General features: G+C 64.8%; 16 protein-coding genes. 11 read left to right on the top strand and 5 right to left on the bottom strand.

Features of this window, described 5'->3' with window-relative positions; translation table 11 throughout:
* Positions 1 to 80: 80 nt before the first annotated feature.
* The 4 genes from FAZ69_RS18420 to FAZ69_RS18405 all read left to right on the top strand — a co-directional run bounded on the left by FAZ69_RS18420 (position 81) and on the right by FAZ69_RS18405 (position 3,788).
* Positions 81 to 1,187, top strand: a complete 1,107-nt coding sequence (locus tag FAZ69_RS18420) for an AraC family transcriptional regulator (protein WP_136896513.1) — start codon at positions 81 to 83, stop codon at positions 1,185 to 1,187.
* A 121-nt stretch (positions 1,188 to 1,308) separates the two neighbouring features.
* Positions 1,309 to 2,307, top strand: coding sequence for an NADPH:quinone oxidoreductase family protein (locus FAZ69_RS18415; protein ID WP_136896512.1), 999 nt, complete (start codon positions 1,309 to 1,311; stop codon positions 2,305 to 2,307).
* Positions 2,304 to 2,768, top strand: coding sequence for a MaoC family dehydratase (locus tag FAZ69_RS18410; protein WP_136896511.1), 465 nt, complete (start codon positions 2,304 to 2,306; stop codon positions 2,766 to 2,768). The genes FAZ69_RS18415 and FAZ69_RS18410 overlap by 4 nt, the downstream gene beginning before the upstream one ends.
* A 39-nt stretch (positions 2,769 to 2,807) precedes the next feature.
* Complete coding sequence (locus FAZ69_RS18405; protein ID WP_136896510.1) at positions 2,808 to 3,788, top strand: alpha/beta fold hydrolase; 981 nt, start codon at positions 2,808 to 2,810, stop codon at positions 3,786 to 3,788.
* Positions 3,789 to 3,823: 35 nt separating this feature from the next.
* Here FAZ69_RS18405 and FAZ69_RS18400 read toward each other — a convergent pair whose 3' ends face one another.
* The 4 genes from FAZ69_RS18400 to FAZ69_RS18385 form a co-directional block, all read right to left on the bottom strand.
* The gene (locus FAZ69_RS18400; RefSeq protein WP_169708689.1) at positions 3,824 to 5,221 is read right to left on the bottom strand and encodes a sulfite oxidase; all 1,398 of its coding nucleotides are present in this window, start codon (positions 5,219 to 5,221) and stop codon (positions 3,824 to 3,826) included.
* 94 nt (positions 5,222 to 5,315) lie between these two features.
* Positions 5,316 to 6,365, bottom strand: a complete 1,050-nt coding sequence (locus FAZ69_RS18395) for a porin (protein WP_136896548.1) — start codon at positions 6,363 to 6,365, stop codon at positions 5,316 to 5,318.
* A gap of 94 nt (positions 6,366 to 6,459) precedes the next feature.
* The gene (locus FAZ69_RS18390; RefSeq protein WP_136896509.1) at positions 6,460 to 7,803 is read right to left on the bottom strand and encodes an MFS transporter; all 1,344 of its coding nucleotides are present in this window, start codon (positions 7,801 to 7,803) and stop codon (positions 6,460 to 6,462) included.
* Positions 7,804 to 7,903: 100 nt separating this feature from the next.
* Complete coding sequence (locus FAZ69_RS18385; RefSeq protein ID WP_136896508.1) at positions 7,904 to 9,607, bottom strand: long-chain-fatty-acid--CoA ligase; 1,704 nt, start codon at positions 9,605 to 9,607, stop codon at positions 7,904 to 7,906.
* 647 nt (positions 9,608 to 10,254) lie between these two features.
* On the opposite strand from FAZ69_RS18385, the gene FAZ69_RS18380 reads away from it, so the two are divergent.
* The 3 genes from FAZ69_RS18380 (at position 10,255) to FAZ69_RS18370 (ending at position 13,532) form a co-directional block, all read left to right on the top strand.
* A complete protein-coding gene (locus FAZ69_RS18380; RefSeq protein ID WP_136896507.1) occupies positions 10,255 to 11,406 on the top strand; it encodes a porin in 1,152 nt (383 codons plus the stop codon).
* Between the two features lie 12 nt (positions 11,407 to 11,418).
* Complete coding sequence (locus tag FAZ69_RS34365; protein WP_136896506.1) at positions 11,419 to 13,155, top strand: methyl-accepting chemotaxis protein; 1,737 nt, start codon at positions 11,419 to 11,421, stop codon at positions 13,153 to 13,155.
* Positions 13,156 to 13,256: 101 nt separating this feature from the next.
* Positions 13,257 to 13,532, top strand: a complete 276-nt coding sequence (locus FAZ69_RS18370) for a hypothetical protein (protein ID WP_136896505.1) — start codon at positions 13,257 to 13,259, stop codon at positions 13,530 to 13,532.
* 110 nt (positions 13,533 to 13,642) lie between these two features.
* Here FAZ69_RS18370 and FAZ69_RS18365 read toward each other — a convergent pair whose 3' ends face one another.
* Positions 13,643 to 14,554: a LysR family transcriptional regulator gene (locus tag FAZ69_RS18365; RefSeq protein ID WP_136896504.1), complete on the bottom strand. Its 912-nt coding sequence runs from the start codon at positions 14,552 to 14,554 to the stop codon at positions 13,643 to 13,645.
* Positions 14,555 to 14,634: 80 nt separating this feature from the next.
* Here FAZ69_RS18365 and FAZ69_RS18360 point away from each other — a divergent pair, with 80 nt between their 5' ends.
* From FAZ69_RS18360 to FAZ69_RS18345, 4 genes are read left to right on the top strand one after another with little or no spacing between them, the layout of a single operon-like run.
* Positions 14,635 to 15,348: a histidine phosphatase family protein gene (locus tag FAZ69_RS18360; RefSeq protein ID WP_136896503.1), complete on the top strand. Its 714-nt coding sequence runs from the start codon at positions 14,635 to 14,637 to the stop codon at positions 15,346 to 15,348.
* A gap of 25 nt (positions 15,349 to 15,373) precedes the next feature.
* Entirely contained in the window at positions 15,374 to 16,477 is a 1,104-nt protein-coding gene (locus FAZ69_RS18355) for a phosphotransferase (RefSeq protein ID WP_136896502.1), read from the top strand.
* Positions 16,478 to 16,508: 31 nt separating this feature from the next.
* Positions 16,509 to 17,720, top strand: coding sequence for an acyl-CoA dehydrogenase family protein (locus FAZ69_RS18350; RefSeq protein WP_136896501.1), 1,212 nt, complete (start codon positions 16,509 to 16,511; stop codon positions 17,718 to 17,720).
* 33 nt (positions 17,721 to 17,753) lie between these two features.
* Positions 17,754 to 19,835 (top strand): 3-hydroxyacyl-CoA dehydrogenase NAD-binding domain-containing protein, encoded by a 2,082-nt coding sequence (locus FAZ69_RS18345; RefSeq protein ID WP_136896500.1) that lies wholly within the window; start codon positions 17,754 to 17,756, stop codon positions 19,833 to 19,835.
* Positions 19,836 to 19,842 lie beyond the last annotated feature (7 nt).

Below are 19,842 nucleotides of genomic sequence, written 5' to 3'. Positions count from 1 at the left end.
CACACCGCGAGCGGATGGCCGGATGTCCGGCCACGGTGGCGCAGCGCGACGTACGGACGCAGAAGGAAGGAGACAGGAGGATGGAGGGCCACTGTATCGAGCCGGGGCCAATCGACAGGTCTCATGCGGGCGCGCCGCGTCAACAGGAAATTCAGTGCGCGCCGCGCCGGCTTCCTGACTTCGAGCAGCGCATCTACCCGCCGCACAAGATCGCCGCGCTCGTCGCGGAGCTTGGCCAACAGGGCGTGCCGGCACAGGCGGCGCTGGCCGGGACGGAGCTCGACGCGCCGCAGCTCGGCGCTGCCGCGACGCGCGTGTCCTATCGTCAGCTGTCCACGGTCATGCACAACGCGTTGCGCCTGTCGCGCGATCCCGCGATCGCGCTGCGCGCCGGCCAGCGGGTTCACGTCACGGCCTACGGCATGTACGGCTATGCGCTCCTCAGCTGCGCGAGCTTCGCCGAGACGATGGCGCTCTCCGGCACCTACGTCTCCGTTATCGGACCGTTGTGCGACACCACTTACACGCGCGACGAAACGGCCGCGACCTATACGTCCGAGCCGAGGTACTGGCCGAACCCGGCCGACGATGTCTACCGCTTCGCGCTCGAATTCGCGATGTCGCTGCACCTGACGGTCGCGCGGGACCTGGGCGGCCCGTCGTTCAGGTTCACGCGTCTGCGCTTCGTGTATGGCGCGCCCGCGCATGCGCAAGCCTACGACGAGCTGTTTCAGTGTCCCGTGCTGTTCGGCCAGGCCTGCAACGATCTGCAATACGACGCGGCCTGGTTCGAGCACCCCGTCGCGCTCGCCGATCCGATCACCTACGCGATGTCGTGCGAAACGTGCGAGCGGCTGCTTCGCGAAGTGAACGAGGGGGGCGGCCTCGCCGCCGACATCCGGCGGATTCTGCACGGTCAGTCCGGCCAGTTTCCGAGCCTGGAGGCGATGGCGGAGCGGCTGTCGATGCACCCGCGCGCGCTGCGCCGCAAGCTCGAGAGCGAACACACCTCGTATCGCGACCTGCTCGCCGAAGTGCGCATGCGTCTCGCGATCGAGTATCTGCGCAAGACGCGGATGACCAACGAAGAGATCGCGAGCCTGCTCGGCTACAGCGACGCCGCGAACTTCCGGCACGCTTTCACGCGCTGGACCGGCAAGAGCCCGACTGCTTTTCGCTGCGGGTAGTCCAGCGGCGGACGGCGCATGCGCTGTCCCAAACTCACCCGCAAAGCGGCTCTGACGCACCTCCCGCCGCACAGGCGCCGCCAGTACGCTTGGTCTGTTTGCGACTGTGCATGGAGAGCCGATGAAAGCACTTGTTTGCCACGCCTACGGGCCGATCGAAAACCTGCGCGTCGATGAGATGAATGCGCCGGTTGCCGGGCGGGACCAGTTGTTGATCGACGTGATGGCCGCCTCGATCAACTTTCCCGATGTCTTGATGGTGCAGGGGCTGTACCAGGTCAAGCCGCCGCTGCCGTTCGTGCCGGGCGCGGAGCTGGCCGGCACCGTCAGCGCGATCGGCGAGGGCGTCGAGGGTTTTCGTATCGGTGAGCGCGTCGTCGCCTTGACCGGCACCGGCGCATTCGCCGAGCAATGCGCGGTCGATGCGGTGAATGTCGCGCCTTGGCCGGCGCCGCTCGGCTTCGACGTCGGCGCATCGTTCGTGCTCGCGTACGGCACGTCGCTGCATGCGTTGCAGACGGTCGCCCGGCTGCAGGCGGGCGAGACGGTGCTCGTGTTGGGCGCGGCGGGCGGTGTCGGCATCGCGGCGATCGAGATTGCGAAGGTGCTGGGCGCGCGCGTGATCGCCGCCGCGTCGAATGCGGACAAGCTCAGGCTGGCGCGCGAAGCCGGCGCCGACGAAACGGTCGACTACACGCAGCCGGACTGGCGCCGCGCTGTCGAGACGCTGACCGACGGCCGCGGCGCCGACGTGGTCTACGACGCGGTCGGCGGCCCCTATACGGAGCCGGCGCTGCGCGCGACGGCATGGCGGGGCCGCTACCTGGTGGTGGGATTCGCGGCGGGCGACATTCCGAAGCCGCCGCTGAACCTCGCCTTGCTCAAGGAACGCATCATCCTCGGCGTGTTCTGGGGCGAGGCGATGCGGCGCGAGCCGCGGCAGCACGCAGCGAACCTGCGTCAGCTGACTGAATGGATCCTGGCCGGCCGCTTGCGGCCGGCAGTGACGGAGCGCGTTCCGCTCGAAGGCGCCGCGGCGGCGATGTCGCGGCTCGCGAGCCGGCAGGCGATGGGCAAGCTGGTGGTGCTGCCGCGCGAGGCGCGGGAGGCCGGGCGATGAGCCTCGCCGTATATCCGCTCGCCGAGATGCCGCAACGGGTCGGCGCCATGCTCGGCACGAGCGACTGGGTGCGGGTCGACCAGGCGCGCATCGACGGCTTCGCGCATGCCACGGGCGACGATCAGTGGATTCATCTCGACGCGAAGCGTGCGGCCGAAGGCCCCTTCAAGACCACGATCGCGCACGGCTACCTGACGCTCTCGCTGCTGCCCGTTCTGATGACCTCGGCGTTTGCGATCGACGGCGTCGGCATGTCCGTGAACTATGGTCTCGACCGCTTGCGGTTTCCCGCGCCGGTGCCCGTGAACAGCCGTCTGCGCGGCCATTTCAGGCTGCTCGCCTGCGATGCGATCGAAGGCGGCGTGCAGTTGAAGATCGAAGCGACGATCGAGTGTGAGGGCGCGAGCAAGCCGGTGTGCGTGGCCGAAGCGCTGTCGCGCTGCTTTGGCGATGTCCGATAATCGCGTCCATCCCCATCGTTTGAAAACGAGGTCAACTCCATGATCGACGGCCTGCAGCAGCACTTCGCGCACGTCAACGGCATCCGGATGCACTACGTCGAAAAAGGCGCAGGCCCGCTCGTGCTGCTCTGCCACGGCTGGCCGGAGTCGTGGTACGTCTGGCGCGCGCAGATCGACGCGCTGGCGGCCGCGGGCTACCGCGTGGTTGCGCCCGACCAGCGCGGCTATGGGCTCACCGACGCGCCGCAAGCCGTCGAGGCCTATGACATCCTGAACCTGGTCGGCGACCTGGTGGGCCTCGTCAAGGCGCTTGGCGAAGAGCGGGCGATTCTGATCGGACACGATTGGGGCGCGGCTGTCGCCGCCTACGCGGCATTGCTGCGCCCCGACCTGTTTCCTGCTCTCTGCCTGCTGAGCGTGCCTTATATGCCGCGGCGGCCTGTGCGTCCTTCGGTGCGCTTCGCGCAGATCACACAGGAGCGCCATTTCTATCAGGACTATTTTCAGCAGCCGGGGCGTGTCGAGCGGGAACTGGAAGAGGACATCCGCCGCTCGCTGCTAGGCATCCTGTATACGGCGTCGGGAGATGCGATCCTGAATGGGCGGCCCGGCAATTTCGTCACCTTCGACAAGACCACGCGCCTCGTCGACAACCTCGCGTTGCCCGACGAGCTTCCGTCGTGGCTGACCGAAACGGATCTTCAGTATCTCGTCGGCCAATTCGAGCGGAGCGGATTCAGCGGGCCCGTCAACTGGTATCGAAACATCGACCGGAACTGGGCGCTGACGAGCTTTCTCGACGGCGCTCGGATCATGCAGCCGACGCTTTTTATCGCAGGGGAGTTCGATGGGGTGTTGAAGATCGCGTCGAAGGATTTCGAGGAGCTCGAAGTCAACGTCCCTCGTCTTTGGAAAAAGCATCGGGTTCCGAAGGCCGGTCATTGGGTGCAGCAGGAGCGTCCGGACGAGGTGAACGAGGTGATTCTGAAGTTTCTCGCCGAGCAGTCGAAGCAGCGGTGAGACCGCTGCGCTTCAAATTTTCGGGTATCCGCATTTCAAACTATCCGAACCGGCACCTCGTGGATGGCATTGTTGCCGTAGCCGAGCCGGTTCCACTCAGCGCACTCGGGCTGCGTGCGACCGGCAAGGTCGGTGGCCCGGGCCCGAAGGGTGACAACAGACGGCTCCTGGACTCGGCTGATCAGTTCCCACCACTGCCAGCTGTGACGCCTGCGCTCGCTAACGAGATGGGCCTCCTGCCAGTTTCCGCCGCCGACGCTTATCTCCACGCGCGCAATTGGAGCGGCGCCGGACCAGGCCACACCGCGAATGGCCAGCTCACCGCGCCGGACCTCCTGGCCAGGCGCCGGCTCGGTGACCAAGGCTCGCACCCTCTGCAGCGTGACCGGCTCGCGGACGGCCTGGCCATCGCGTTCCCATTCATACCAATACTTGTCCGACTGGTAATGCCCGGCGAACGGCTGGTCGACAAGCTCAATCTCGGTCAACCATTTGACCGATGCCACGGCGTACCAGTCCGGAACCACAACGCGCACCGGGTAGCCGTGCTGAATGGGCAGTGGCTCGCCGTTCATCGCATAGGCCAGCAGCAGATCGGGGTCGCGAGCGTGACCAAGCTGGAGACTGCGCTCGAAGCGGATCGGTCCTGAGTGGCCATCCACCATGCCACCGTCTGCGCCCCGGAACAACACCTCCCGCGCCCCCGTCCGCACGCCAGCCCGATCCAGGACTTCCGCCAGCGGCACACCCGTCCACTCCGCTGTGCTGACGGCACCCAGGTCCCATTTCTCGCCCTCAATGGGCGGATGGAACTTCGTGCGGCCGTTTCCGGCGCACTCGAGGGTGGCGACGAGCGTCTGCGACGGCATGTTGTGGAGATCGCGCAAACTCAGGCTAAGCGGTCGTTCGACGAGGCCGCCAACCGTGAGGCGGAAGGTGGCCGGGTCGAGGATGGGGATCGGAAAGTGATTGCGAACGTAGAAGTGCGCATTCGGCATGACCACGCCGCCGATCAGAGCCGGAATCGAGGTCTCACAGTTGAGAGGATGCGCGCGATGGACTATCAGACCGGCCTCGATGGCCTTCTGGCAGGCTTCTTCGGGATCCCCCGCCGACACGAACTCGCTGACCGGCATCGCTGCACTGCAGCCGCCGCTGGCAACCACGCGCGCGCACGTCGACGCGGGATAGATGTCCAGGCTGCCGACTGCTTGAAACGGCTTCATGAATTCGCGCAGGTGGCCCTCGTCATCAGCTTCCACGATGAGATACAAGGTGTGCTCACCCTGCACGACCGCCTCGCCCCGGATCTCCACCCCGTACTGTCTGACGTTTGGACGGCTCAGGTGATTCAATAGCATGGCCCCCATATAGGGGTCCTGAGCTGGGCAGCGCTCAGCAGCGTGCTGATGGCGCACAACGAACAGTGCCATGTCGCCTCCCCGGAGGTGCGTTCGATTAGCTTACTGCGGGAAGGTTGTCAAAGTCGAGTCACGGGCCTCGCATACACGCGAGGCCCGTCCTCCATCAGAACGTATGTCGAACGCCAGCCTCCACGCCGACCGTCGAGCCTTTCGTGCCGTACAACGCGCCGTTGACCGCGAGGCCGGTGTCCATGCTGCCGTGATTGTTCACGAAGCCGGCCTGCGCATAGAGCATCGTGCGCTTGGACAAGCTGTATTCGGCGCCCGCCGCGGCGAGGATCGAGTGATTGTTGCTGTTGTTGCCGTCGCGCGTGACCCAGACACCGGCGTCGAGGTTGAGGAACGGCGTGACGGAGTAGGCGAGTCCGCCGGAATAGACGCGGCTGTCGAAGGACCCGGCGACCTTGTACAGGGCGTATGAGGCTTTCGCGGTCAGGTTGCCGATCGCATAGCTCGCGCCGGCCATGCGGCCTTCGAACGCCACCGTGCTCGGGACCGGAATCGACGCCGCGCTGCCGCCCGCGTTGCCGCTGTAGTACGCCACGTCGAGCATCAAGCCGCCGAAGTGATACCTGGCGCTCGCCGAGTATTGCCGGCCGGCCTGGTACGACCCGGCCGAGCCGCCGAGCGCCACCATGGCGCTGCCTTGCAAGCCGGCGATTTCCGGCGAGGTGTACGACACGGCATTCGGGTTGAACAGCCCCGTCACCAGCACGGAGTCGAGATAGGTGATGAGGCCGCTGCCGAACTGCGACATGGCGCGCGGATCGGTGTCGTAGAGCGCGGTGAAGAACGGCGAGTATTGCAGGCCGGCCTTGATCGTGCCGAAGCGGCCGTTGACCCCGACCCACGCCTGGCGTCCGAAATAATTGCCGTTCGAATCGCCGATCGCGCCGGTGCCGAGGTTGAAGCCGCTTTCGAGCGTGAAAATCGCACGCACGCCGCCGCCGAGATCCTCGCTGCCTTTCAGGCCGAAGCGCGACGACGAGATGCCGCCCGACGAGAACGAAAACTGATGGCCGGCGTTGCCGCCGGTGGTGGAGTCGATGGTCTTGCTCGTGTAGAGCAGCGAGCCGTCGACGATCCCGTACAGCGTGACGCTGCTCTGCGCGCGCGCGAGCGGCGCCATGCCGAGCGTGCAGATACCGATCATGCCGAGTGTGGCGCACGTGCGTGCAGGTCGAAATGCGAACATCTGCCTTGTCTCCTCGTTCGATGCTGTCGTTATGGAATCAAAGGGCCGGGCTTCAGCCGGCGTGTTGCGGATACGGCTCGCCGGCGCGCCGTGTCGCGACCAGCAGGACGAGGCCCGCTGCGACATACAGCGCGACCACGAGATAGATGCTGTAGAGCGTGCTGCCGGTGTGCTGCACGATCAGTCCGTTGAGGCTCGGGCTGACGGCCGGCCCGAGGTTGCCGAGGCTGCTGATGAGCGCGATGCCGGCGGCGGCCTTGGCGGCAGTCAGGCGTTCGCTGACGAGCGCGAAGAAGAGCGGCGTCGCGGAGGCGATGCCGATCGCGCCGAACGACAGCGCCATCAACGAGCCGATCAGGCTGCCGTTCAGCAGCGTCGTCATCCAGAGGCCGGCGGCCGCGATGACGACGGCGGCCGCGAAGTGCCGCTGCCGTTCGCGGCGTCTGTCGGAGCTGCGCCCGAGCACGATCATCCCGGCCACGCCGCATGCGTTGGGAATGGCGGTGAGCACGCTCACGAGCAGCACGTCCTTGAGGCCCCAGCTCTGGATCAGCGTCGGCATCCAGAACACGATCATGTAGGTCGCGCCGAGCAGCAGGAAGTAGACGAGCGAGAGCAGCCAGACGCGCGAATCGCGCAGCAGCTGGGAGCGCGTCGCTGCCGTGACGTTCGCGGCGTGCGCGGCGCCCTGCACGAGGCTGTCGTGGACCAGCGTCTTCTCCGCCGCCGACAGCCATGCCGCGTCGGCCGGCTTGTCGTCGAGCCGCAGGAACAGCAGCACGCCGACCGGCAGGGCCGGCAGTCCTTCGAGCAGGTACAGCCATTGCCAGCCATGCCAGCCGTTGACGCCGTCGAGATACTTGAGGATCGCGCCGCTCACCGGGCCGGCCAGGACGCCGGTGATCGTCGTCGCCGACATGAAGATCGCGATCGCCTGGCCGCGCCGCGCCGGCGGATACCAATAGGTGAAGTACAGGATGACGCCGGGGAAGAAGCCCGCCTCGAACGTGCCGAGCAGGAAGCGCGCGAAGTAGAACTGCCCCGGCGTCTTGACGAAGAGGATCGCGGTGGCGGCGATGCCCCACAGGACCATGATGCGCAACAGCGTCTTGCGCGCGCCGAACTTTTCGAGCAGCAGGTTGCTCGGCACCTCGAACAGGAAATAGCCGATGAAGAAAATGCCTGCGCCAAGGCCATAGACCGCTTCGCCCCACGGCAGCGTGTGCTTCATCTGCAATTGCGCGTAGCCGATGTTGATGCGGTCGAGGTACGCGATCATGTAGGCGAGCAGCAGCACCGGAAGAATGCGCCAGCTGATCTTCGAGAACACCGCATCGGCGGGCGTGCGGGTGGACGAACGCGATGGCGGGGTCTGCGTGGCCGCACTGGGGTTCATGTTTTGTCTCCTGTTCTATGCGGGCTGTCTTGTTTGCATTGGCCCGCGCGATACGCGAGGTCCGCTAGACCTAGGTCGATGGGAGTTGGCGCTTCAGCGCTTACTCCAGGCCCGCAGCGGCCGTCTTCTGCTCGTTGCGCAGCTCCTTCTTGGAAATCTTGCCGACGGGCGTCTTGGGCAGCGCCTCGCGGATTTCCAGCGCCTGCACCATCTCGTGCTTGCCGAGCTTGTCTTTCAGGAACGCCTGAAGCTCGGCGAGCGCGAGCGGCGGCGCGCCAGCCTTGAGCACGACGAAGGCTTTCGGCGACTGTCCGCGGTACGCATCCGGGATGCCGACCACCGCCGCCTCGTAGACGTCCGGATGCTGGTAGATCGCCTCCTCCAGCACGCGCGGGTAGACGTTGTAGCCGCTGCACAGCAGCATGTCCTTGGTGCGGTCGACGATGAAGACATAGCCGTCTTCATCCATGTGGCCGACATCGCCGGTGCGCATGAAGCCGTCGAAGGTCGTCATGTCGTCGGTGGCGGAGCGGTTGTTCCAGTAGCCGCTCGTCACGTTGAGCCCCTTGATGCAGATCTCGCCGGTGTCGCCGCGCGGCACGTAGCGCGAGGGCGTGCTGAGATCGAGCATGCGGATCGTGATGCCGGGCAGGGGCAGGCCGCACGAGCCTGCCTTGTGGACGCCGCGCACCGGCGTGTAGGTGCCCGTCGCCGTGGTTTCGGTCATGCCCCAGCCTTCGATCAGCGCGCAGCCCGTGAGCGCCGAGAAGCGCTGCGCGACCTCCTGCGGCAGCGGCGCGCCGCCGGAGTTGCAGAACTTGAGCGAGGTGAGGTCGCATCGTCCGATGCCGGGGTGATTGAGCAGGGCGGTGAACATCGTCGGCACGCCCGGGAAGCAGGTCACCTTGTGCCGTTCGATATCGGCGAGCACGGCGGCGGCGTCGAAGCGCGCATGCTGGATGATCTCGGCCGCATTGAGTATGCCGAACAGCATGTTCACGGTCAGCGCGTAGATATGGAACGGCGGCAGGACGGCGAGGATGCGTTCCTCGCCTTCCGTCAGCACCGGCGGCTCGCCCTGCATGGTTTCGCGAAGCTGGGCGACCGCGGCGACGAGATTCGCATGCGACAGCATCGCGCCTTTCGGCAGGCCGGTTGTGCCGCCGGTGTATTGCAGGACGGCGAGCGCGTGAAGCGGGTCGGGAATCGCACGCGGGACAAAGCCGCCGTCGTTGTCGAGCAGCTGCGCGAAGCTCAGGTGCCGGCCGTCCCACCGTATCTCGGCACGCGGACCATAGGCGGCGACGCGTTCCACGGCGCTATCGGAGCCGTCGGTCATCTCCACGACCGTGCCGACGATCAACCGTTTCAGCCGCGTCGTGTCGAGCATCTGCGCCATCTGCGGATACAGCGATGCGGAATCGAGCGTGAACAGGATGTCGGTGCAGCTGTCCTGGATCTTGTGCTCGAGCACTGTCGACGCGTCGAGCGGCGAATAGTTGACCACGGTGCCGCCCGCTTTGAGGATGCCGAAGAAAGCGATCACGTGGTGCGGGGTATTCGGCAAGTGCAGGCCGACGTGCACGCCCGGCCCGACCCCGAGCCGTTGCAGGCCCTTGGCCGCGCGGTTGGAGAGCGCGAGCAGCTCGGCAAAGCTCAGGCGTTTCCCCTCGAACTGCAGTGCCGGTTTATCAGGCCATCGGGCCGCGGTATCGTCGAGCAGCTGCTGCACGGGCATGGGCTCGATCTCGATGTTCCAGCGCACGCCGGTCGGATAGGACTTGATCCAGCACGGGTCTTCCATGGGGCCTCTCGGTTCCTCTGGTCACGTGAGGCAGCGTACCGAGCGTGCTTTGCCGACGGAAGGTTCGATTGGTCCGCTTTGCCGGTTCGTTTGGGACGATGGCGGACCGTCGATGCGAAGAGCGCCCGCCGCACGGGCTTTGCCGCGCGAGAAGCAAGGTCAGCTAGAGGTGCGGCAGCCGTTCTGCCTCACTTTCGCGAGCACCGGTTCCCAGATGTAGGACGCGTCGATGTCGCCGCGCTGCCATGCGGCGGCCACCACGAGTGGACGGAATATTTGTGCATGGCCGAATGCGTCGTTTCAGCTTTGTTTTTTAATTTCGACGAAGACTCCATTTCTCACCTAGGCCCATGCTGACGCCTGATATAAGGTTTTTCTTACTCAAAAAAAGGAAATACTTTTTGATTTCCTTTGTGAAGAAAGAAATATGAAGGATTTCATATGGTAATGCGCAAAAAGCAAATTCATCACGCCCGCTTATTTCCCGCCTTATTTCGTCATGTGCACTCAAGCTTCGCCGGATGTGGACGTAAACAAGAACTTGCTGCGATTTGACTCTCGTTGCGAGTTTTGAAATTAATTCCAATTTTTGAAAAATCGGCATTTCGATGATTGATTGAAATGCCAATTATTCATATCGCTTTTATTTGTTTTTCTGGTTATTGGCAAGAGGGGGGATCTTGAAAAGAAAGATATCCGGGATATCGCTCGCCGCGATCGGTTGTCTATCGAGTGGCACGGCATACGCAGACCGCTATGAAGAGTCGACGGGCAACTACACCGCGCTCTATGGAATCGTCAACGACGATATCGACTACGTCGAAACGACGAGCAACGGCCGACGTGTCGCTGCGACGCGCCTCAATTCCAACTCCTCCCGATTCGGGGTTCGCGGGGGCGAAGACTTGGGCGGGGGGCTGTCGGCAATTTTCCAGATCGAAAGCAAGGTCAACGCGAGCAACGGGACCGGTGCGTTCGCAGCCCGCGAAACGTTTGTGGGGCTGCGCAGTGACTTCGGCGCGATCAAGCTCGGCAACATGGATCCGCCTATCGACGAAATCAAGGGTTTCTACGGCAACGCCGCGACTGGGGTGACCAGCATCCTGAGCACGCAGGCGATCATCAACAACAACTCGGGTGACGCTTACGGCGGGAGCAACGCCGGCATCAACAACGGCTTGCCGACGATGAACGACACCATGCCGAATGCGATCAAGTATGAATCGCCGAAGCTGGGCAATGCCTACGTCGACATCATGTACGCACGGCCGAAAGGCCAGAACCCGGGCTTCGTTCCCTACAACGTCGGCGGCGATATTGTCTACGTAGACGGCAGGATCAAGGCAGCACTCGCGACGCAGCGCAATTTCAGCGTACGCGGCGAAGGCCTGGACGACACCACATACCTTCTCACCGGCGGCATTACCCTCGGACATACCTATGCCGCACTGGTATTCAGCACGTTAAGCGCCGACTATGCCGGCGGGACGGTCAAGCGCAACTTCTGGGGCGCGTCCGTCACGCAGACCATCGGCGCAGGAAAAGCGTACGCGTTCTATGGCCGGGCCGGCAACGGCAGCCTCGACAAGCCCGGTGCGTCGCAAACCGGCGCCAGCATGTTCGAGCTCAGCTACACCTACTACCTGTCCAAGCGGACGTCGCTTTACACCGGCTTCGTGCGGATCAACAACGAGGCGAATGCCACCTACCAGTTGGGAGTCAATGGACTGAAAGGCAATCCAACCGATGCGGGGGCCGGCGTTTCCGGATTCATTGTCGGGCTGAAACACAACTTCTAAGGTCACGCAATCATGAAATTCTTCTACGACTTAAAGATAGCCAGCAAGCTCGTGACAGCCTTCCTGGTTGTGCTGGCATTGACTTCGTTGATCGGGGCCGTCTCTATCTATCAGTTGTCCGCGGTTAGCAACACATCGTCGGAAATCGCCACGAACTGGCTGCCGGCCATCAGCAATGCGCTGAAAATGAAGGTCACGCTGGCACGCTATCGCCTCTCGGAACTCCAACACATTCTCGCGAGCGAGGACGACGACCTTCTGGATGAAGCGAAGAGTCTCGACGTGCGAGCAGACGAACTCAGGAAATATCACGAGGCCTATGACGCGCTCGATGCCGGCGGGAAAGATCGAACTTTGTCACAGCAGTTCGAGAAGACACTGGCCGCTTATGTGGCCGAGGACAGGAAGGTCATCGAACTCTCCACCGCCAGGAAGAAAGAAGAGGCGCGCTTGCTCATCAGAGCCGAGTCCACGGTGCTTTACCGGGAGCTCAACAGCCAGATCGACGACATGGTGAAGCTCAACGAAGCGCGCGGCGTGCAATCGGCTGCGAGTGCCGCTGCGACCTATGCGTCGGCACGCGGCTGGATTTTTGCTTTGCTCGCCGGAAACCTTGCAATGGGTCTGTTGCTTGCAACATGGCTTGCACGCATTGTGTCCCGCCCGATGAATCAAGCCGTGCTGGTTGCGACGCGAGTCGCGGATGGGGATCTGACGGCGCACATTGAAGCGGCGTCACGCGATGAAATCGGGCAGTTGATGTCGGCCCTGAAGGCGATGACCCACAGCCTGCAGAAAATCGTCGGGGGCGTGCGAGCGGGCACCGATGGCATAGCCACGGCCTCCAGCCAAATCGCAAGCGGCAACGCGGACCTGTCGGCGCGGACGGAAGAGCAGGCGAGCTCGCTGGAACAAACGGCGGCCAGCATGACGCAGTTGACGGAGACGGTGAAGCAGAACGCCGACAACGCGCGGCAGGCCAATGCGCTGGCCACGCGAGCGACGGACATGGCCGATGAAGGCAACGACGCGGTGCAGGGAATGGTGCAGACGATCGGTCAGATCAGCGGCAGTTCGACCAAGATCTCGGAGATCACCGGGGTGATCGAAGGCATCGCGTTCCAGACCAACATTCTGGCGCTGAATGCCGCAGTGGAAGCGGCGCGCGCGGGGGAGCAGGGGCGCGGCTTCGCGGTGGTGGCAAGCGAGGTGCGCAGCCTGGCTCAGCGCTCGTCGGCAGCGGCCAGGGAAATCAAGGACCTGATCGAGTCATCTGTGACGATGATCCAGGATGGCGCGAAGCAGGCGGCGGACGTCGGCACGACGATGGGGCAGGTCAAGCAGGCGATCAAGCAGGTATCGGACATCGTCGGCGAAATTGCCGCGGCCTCCGAAGAGCAGAGCCGGGGCATCGAGCAGGTCAACCAGGCCGTCTCGCAGATGGACGAGGTGACGCAGCAGAATGCGGCGCTTGTCGAAGAGGCCGCCGCGGCCGCGCAGTCGCTCGAAGAGCAGGCGAGCCACCTGAAGGATGCGGTGTCCGTGTTCAAGATCGCCGGCTCCGCGGCTGCCGTGTCCGCTTCCGTGCCGCGAACAGCCGTGCCGCAAGGCCGACCGCGCTTGGGCGAGCGCAAGGTAGCGCGGCCGCGCACGGCAACGAAGGCCGTCGCGCGTCTGTCCGGCGCTGCGGCGGGCGCAGTTGCGGTCACGCCTGCGGACAGCGCGGAAGAGGCGTGGGAGACGTTTTAACGGAGGCGGGGGCGACCGGATCAAGGCGTGCGCACGTGCCTGGTCGCCCTCGCTCGGGCATGGCTTGGAGTGAATGAAGGACGATGACGTTTTTCAAACGGATGGAAGCACTGAAGCAGACCATGGCGGTGAATGCCGAGCGCGTCGCGCGAATGGGGGCGCAGGTCGTTGTCATGAGCAAGCTGCTCGATGCGACGTTGCCGCACCTGACGCCGCTGCAGCGCGTCGAGATCGAAAAGGCGTTCCGCGATGGAATTGAAGACGCGATGGCGTGTGCCGACGACATTGCGATGCCAGGCCAATATCACGTAACGCTGCTGGAATTGACCAACTTGTTTCTGGCGACGCTGAACGCTGACCGTCAGGACGCGTGTTGAATACCACGCTTCGAGTCGAAAGGATCTCGCCCTTGAGCGCGACGCGGCTCGCGCAGGACGATGGACGCGAGAGCCACGTCGGCTCCCGCGCGATTGCGCGCTGCCGAAGATCAGCCTGGCGGCGCGGCGAAGGCTTCCACGAGCCGTTGCCGGAACCACCGGTTGGCCGGGTCGGCATCGGAGTTCGCATGCCAGTAGAGGTACGCGTCGGCCGATGCGGTATCGAGCGGGCACGGATGCATCTGGTTGTCGAACAGCGCGTTGAGGAGCCGCGCATAGCGGCCCGGCATCGTGAGCAGCAGGTCGGTCTGGCTCACGACGCGGCAGGCCGCGAAGTAGTGGATGCAGCGCAGCCGCACGCGCCGCTGCAGGCCGAGTTTCACGAGCTCGATATCCTCGATCCCCGGCCCGCGGCGCCGGCTCGAGACGAGCACGTGCTGCTCCGCAACATAGGTTTGCAGCGAGAGCCTGCGGCCCACGCGCGGATGGCCGCGGCGGCTCAGCACGACGAATTCGTCCGAGGCGAGGCGTTCGCTGCGCACGGTTTGGGGAATGGACAGCACGACGTCGATCGCGGCGTCGAGCGCGCCCGATTGCAGGTCCGACTCCAGCGTGCGCCGGTCATTCTGGACGGACGCGATGTCGATCCCCGGCGCATGGTCGACCACGTGCTTCATCAACGGCGGCAGCACGACCGATTCGAGCACGTCGCGCACGCCGAGCGAGAAACGCTTGGTCGTCGATTCGACGTCGAACTGGTTGGTCTCGTGCAGCGTCAGCTCGAACGTGCGCAGCGCCTCGCGCACGCGGCCGATGATCGAGCGCGTGAACGGCGTCGGCACCATCACGTGCCCCTGCCGCTCGAAGAGCGGGTCGCCGAGCAGCTCGCGCAGGCGGTTCAGCGCATGGCTGATCGCCGACTGGCTCAGGTTCAGCTGCTCCGCCGCCCGCGTGATGCCGCCTTGCGCATAGATGCATTCGAGCACGACGAAGAGGTTCAGATCGACTCTGGATATATGCATGGAATGAGTTGACTTCGATTTGATCTATTCATTTGCCGCATTATGCCCGCGTGCGTAATCTGACGGAAGGAGACAAAGACATGGGACATATCTTTCTCGTACGTCACGCTCAGGCGTCGTTCGGCTCGGACGACTATGACCGGCTGTCCGAGCTCGGCGTACGGCAGGCGCAACTGCTCGGCCAATGGATGGCGTCATGCGAGATTCCGGTGGACCACGTGATGGCCGGCGCGATGCGCCGTCATCGCGAGACCGCCGAGCACTGCCTGAATCAGGTCGATGCGCGGCACATCGCGGAACTGCAAGCGGATGCGCGGCTCAACGAGTTCGATCACGCCGAAGTCATCGACGTCTACCGCCAGTCTGCGCGGGGGAGTCTCGATGGAGACGGGGAAGGCGTGTCAGGCGCTCACGTGTCGTCGCTGTCGTCCGCGCAATTGCAGCAGCTGTACGCGCGAGCGATGGAACGCTGGATGTCCGGCGCTCACGCCGGCGACTATCGCGAATCGTGGTCCGCGTTTAGCGGACGCTGCCTCGACGCCTTCGAAGCGATCGCAAGCGGTTCGCACGGCGCGAAGTCGATCATGGTTTTCACGTCGGGCGGGGTGATCGCGGCCATTTGCCAGGGTCTCCTGGACCTCACCGACAAGGTGGCCTGCGAGCTGAACTGGTCGCTCGCCAATACCGGTGTCACGCGCGTGCTCTTCACTCAAGGGCGTCGAGGGCTCGGCTGCCTGAACAGCACCGCGCATTTCGATCAGGCGCGCGCGCCGCAGATGCTCACGTACCGCTGATCCTCGTCCTCGTACCCAGGCCCGCATGAGCGAGATGCTTTCCAACACCGCGACAAACACGACCGCCGTCAGGCCCGCGCATCGCTTCGATGTCGCGCGCCTGGAGACGTGGCTGCGCGAGCGCATCGACGGCTTTCGCGGACCGCTCGAAGTCGCGCAGTTCTCGGGCGGCCAGTCGAACCCGACCTATCTGCTGAGCACACCGCCGGCGCACTACGTGCTGCGCCGCAAGCCACCGGGCACGCTGCTGCCGTCCGCGCACGCGATCGACCGCGAGTACCGCCTGCTGAACGCGCTGCGCGGCACCCAGGTGCCCGTCGCCGAGCCGTACTGCTATTGCGACGATGCGTCGGTGATCGGCTCCGAGTTCTACGTGATGGGCTACGTGAGCGGGCGCGTGCTGTGGGACGCGCGCCTGCCCGGCATGACGCCCGGCGAGCGCCGCGCCGTCTTCGGCGAGATGAACCGCGTGATGGCGGCGCTGCATCGGCTCGACATCGACGCGCTCGGCTTGCGCGACTACGGCCGCACCGGCGGCTACTTCGAGCGCCAGGTGTCGCGCTGGACGAAGCAATACCGCGCCTCTGAAACGCATCGGATCGAAGCGGTCGAGCGGCTCGTCGCATGGCTGCCCGAGCACTTGCCGACGCGCGAGACGACGGCGCTCGTGCACGGCGACTTCAGCCTCCACAACCTGATGTTCGCGCCCGACGAGCCGCGCGTGATCGCCGTGCTGGACTGGGAGCTGTCGACGCTCGGCGACCCGTTCGCCGATTTCGCGTACCTGTGCCTCGTGTGGCACACGCCGGCCGGCAGCGCTGGCGCGCGCGGGCTCGCCGACTTGAGAGCGGCGGACCTCGACGCGCTCGGTATTCCGCAGGAATCCGCGTTCGTCAGCGAATACTGCCGCCGCACCGGCATCGAGGAGGTCGGCACGCGCGAATGGAACTTCTATCTCGCGTACAACTTTTTTCGCGGCGCGGCGATCCTGCAGGGCATCACGAAGCGCGCGCTCGATGGCAACGCGAGCAGCGAGCACGCCTTCGAATTCGGCCAGCGCGCTACTGGCATGGCCGAGCTGGGCTGGGCCTGCGCCGAGCGCGCCATGAACGTTCAAGCGCCGCGATGAGCGTGGCGCGCATTCACAGGGACTCACAGACATGAATTTCGAGCATTCAGAGAAGGTCGTCGAGCTTCAGCGCCGCGTCTCCGCGTTCATGGACGCGCAGGTCTACCCGAACGAGGACCGCTACCACCGCGAAGTCGGCGAAGGCGACCGCTGGCAGCCGGTGCAGGTGATCGAGGAGCTGAAGGCGCGCGCCAAGGCGGAGGGCTTGTGGAACCTGTTCCTGCCCGAATCCGAGTACGGCGCGGGGCTGACGAATAGCGAATACGCGCCGCTTTGCGAAATCATGGGGCGTTCGCTGTGGGCGCCGGAAGTGTTCAACTGCTCCGCGCCCGATACCGGCAACATGGAAGTGCTGGCCCGCTACGGCACGTCCGAGCAGAAGAAGCAATGGCTCGAGCCGCTGCTGCGCGGCGAGATCCGCTCGGCGTTCGCGATGACGGAGCCGCTCGTGGCGTCGTCTGACGCGACCAACATCGAAAGCTCGATCGTGCGCGACGGCAACGAGTACGTGATCAACGGCCGGAAGTGGTGGACCTCCGGCGCGAACGATTCGCGCTGCAAGGTGTTCGTGTTCATGGGCAAGACCGACCCCGACGGTGAGGACCGCCATCGCCGCCAATCGATGATCCTCGTGCCGCGCGACACGCCCGGCATCACGATCCTGCGCCACCTGCCGGTGCTCGGCTTCGACGACGCGCCGCACGGCCACGCGGAAATCGTGTTCGAAAACGTGCGTGTGCCGGTGACCAGCATGCTGCTCGGCGAAGGGCGCGGCTTCGAGATCGCGCAGGGGCGTCTTGGGCCGGGGCGCATTCACCACTGCATGCGCCTCATCGGACTCGCCGAGCGCGCGCTCGAAGTGATGTGCAAGCGCAGCCTGTCGCGCACGGCGTTCGGGCGTCCGATCGCGGAGCAGACGGTCACGCAGCAGCGCATCGCCGATGCGCGCATCGCGATCGACGAGACACGCTACCTCGTGCTCGACGCGGCGCACAAGATGGACACCGTCGGCAACAAGGTGGCCGCGAGGGAGATCGCGATGATCAAGGTTGCGGCGCCGAATATGGCGTGCAACGTGATCGACTCGGCGATCCAGGCGTGCGGCGGGTATGGCATGCAGGACCGCTTCCTTGCCCATGCGTATGCGGCCGCGCGTTCGCTGCGCATCGCGGACGGTCCCGACGAGGTCCATCGCAACCAGATCGCGCGGATGGAGCTGGCGCGCTATCGCGATGCGGCGTGAAGCAGCGCAACCGGCTATCTACAAGGAAACGACATGACAGTGGAGTACAAGGTACAGGATGGCGTTGCGCTGATCACGCTCGACAATCCCCCCGTCAACGGCCTCGGACATGCGACCCGCCTCGGCGTCGTCGCTGGCGTCGCGCGCGCCGCGGACGACGACAGCGTGCGCGCCATCGTCATCACGGGCGCGGGAAAAGCGTTTTCGGGCGGCGCGGACATCCGCGAGTTCAACACGCCGAAGGCGGCGCAAGAGCCGTCGCTGCACACCGTCATCAGGATTGTCGAAGCGAGCGCGAAGCCGGTCGTCGCCGCGCTGCATTCGGTCGCGATGGGCGGCGGGCTGGAGCTGGCGATGGGCTGCCACTATCGTGTGACCGCGCCGGGCACGCAGATCGCACTGCCGGAAGTCAAGCTCGGACTCTTGCCCGGCGCGGGTGGCACGCAGCGCCTGCCACGCGCGATCGGCCTGGAGCCCGCGCTGAACATGATCGTGTCCGGCGACACGGTGATGTCGGATGCGCTCGCCGATAGCGGCCTGTTCGACGAGGTGATCGACGGCGACCTGCTGGCCGGCGCGATCGCGTTCGCACAGCGCGCGGCCGAGAGCGGCAAGCGGCCGTTGCTGCGTGAGCGCAAGGTCGCGCACGAGAACGCGGAAGGGTTCCTGCAGTTCGCGCGCAATACGGTCGCGGCGATGGCGAAGAATTTTCCCGCGCCGGTGAAGTGCGTCGATGCCGTGCAGGCCGCCGTGCAAAAGCGCTTCGACGACGGCATCCAGTACGAGCGCTCGCTTTTCATCGAGCTGATGTACACGCCGCAATCGCGCGCGCTGCGTCACGCGTTTCTCGGCGAGCGCGCGGCGGCCAAGATTCCGGACGTGCCCGAGGATACGCCCGTGTGCAAGGTGGAGCGCGTCGCGGTGATCGGCGCGGGCACGATGGGCGGCGGCATCGCGATGAACTTCCTGAACGCGGGCATTCCGGTCACGATTCTGGAGACGAAGCAGGAAGCGCTCGATCGCGGCGTCGCGACGATCCGCAAGAACTACGAGAACAGCGCGAAGAAGGGCAAGCTCACGCAGGAAAAGGTCGAAGAGCGCATGGCGCGCCTCACGCCGACGTTGTCCTATGACGACATCCGCGATGCCGACCTCGTCATCGAAGCCGTGTTCGAGGAGATGGGCGTCAAGGAAAGCGTGTTCAAGCGTCTCGACGAAGTCGTGAAGCCCGGCGCGATTCTCGCGTCGAACACCTCGACGCTCGACGTCGACAGGATCGCGAGCTTCACGAAGCGTCCGCAGGACGTCGTCGGCATGCATTTCTTCAGCCCGGCCAACGTGATGAAGCTGCTCGAAGTCGTGCGCGGCGCGAAGACTTCGAAAGACGTGCTCGCCACCGTCATGCGGATCGCGAAGAAGATCAGGAAGACCGCGGTCGTGTCGGGCGTCTGCGACGGTTTCATCGGCAACCGCATGATCGAGCAATACGGCCGCCAGGCCGGTTTCCTGCTCGACGAGGGCGCGCTGCCCGAGCAGGTCGACAAGGCCATCGAGAAATTCGGCTTCGCGATGGGGCCGTTCCGCATGGGCGACCTCGCCGGCAACGATATCGGCTGGGCGATCCGCAAGCGCCGCGCGGTCGAGCGGCCCGACATGACGTATTCGAAGACCGGCGACGTGCTCTGCGAATTGGGCCACTTCGGCCAGAAAACCGGCGCGGGCTGGTACGACTACAAGGCAGGCGACCGCAAGGCGTATCCGTCGCAGGCGGTGAACGAGATGATCGAGCAGCACTCGCGCGATCTCGGCATCAAGCGGCGCAAGATCTCCGACGAGGAGATCGTCGAGCGTCTCGTCTATGCGCTCGTCAACGAGGGCGCGAAGATTCTGGAAGAAGGGATCGCGTCGAAAGCGTCGGACGTCGACATGGTCTATCTGACCGGCTACGGGTTCCCGCTGTTCGTCGGCGGACCGATGCTCTACGCGGACACCGTGGGCCTCCATAACGTGCTGCAGGCAGTGCGCCGCTACAGCAAGGGCTACCGCGGCGAAGCGTGGCAGCCGGCGCCGTTGATCGAGCGTCTCGCCGAGCAGGGCAAGGGTTTCAACGATTGATGCGGGA

This window comes from Trinickia terrae (assembly GCF_005144415.1).
GTDB classification, from domain to species: Bacteria; Pseudomonadota; Gammaproteobacteria; order Burkholderiales; family Burkholderiaceae; genus Trinickia_A; species Trinickia_A terrae.
This window is presented reverse-complemented; position numbering and strand designations above follow the sequence as displayed.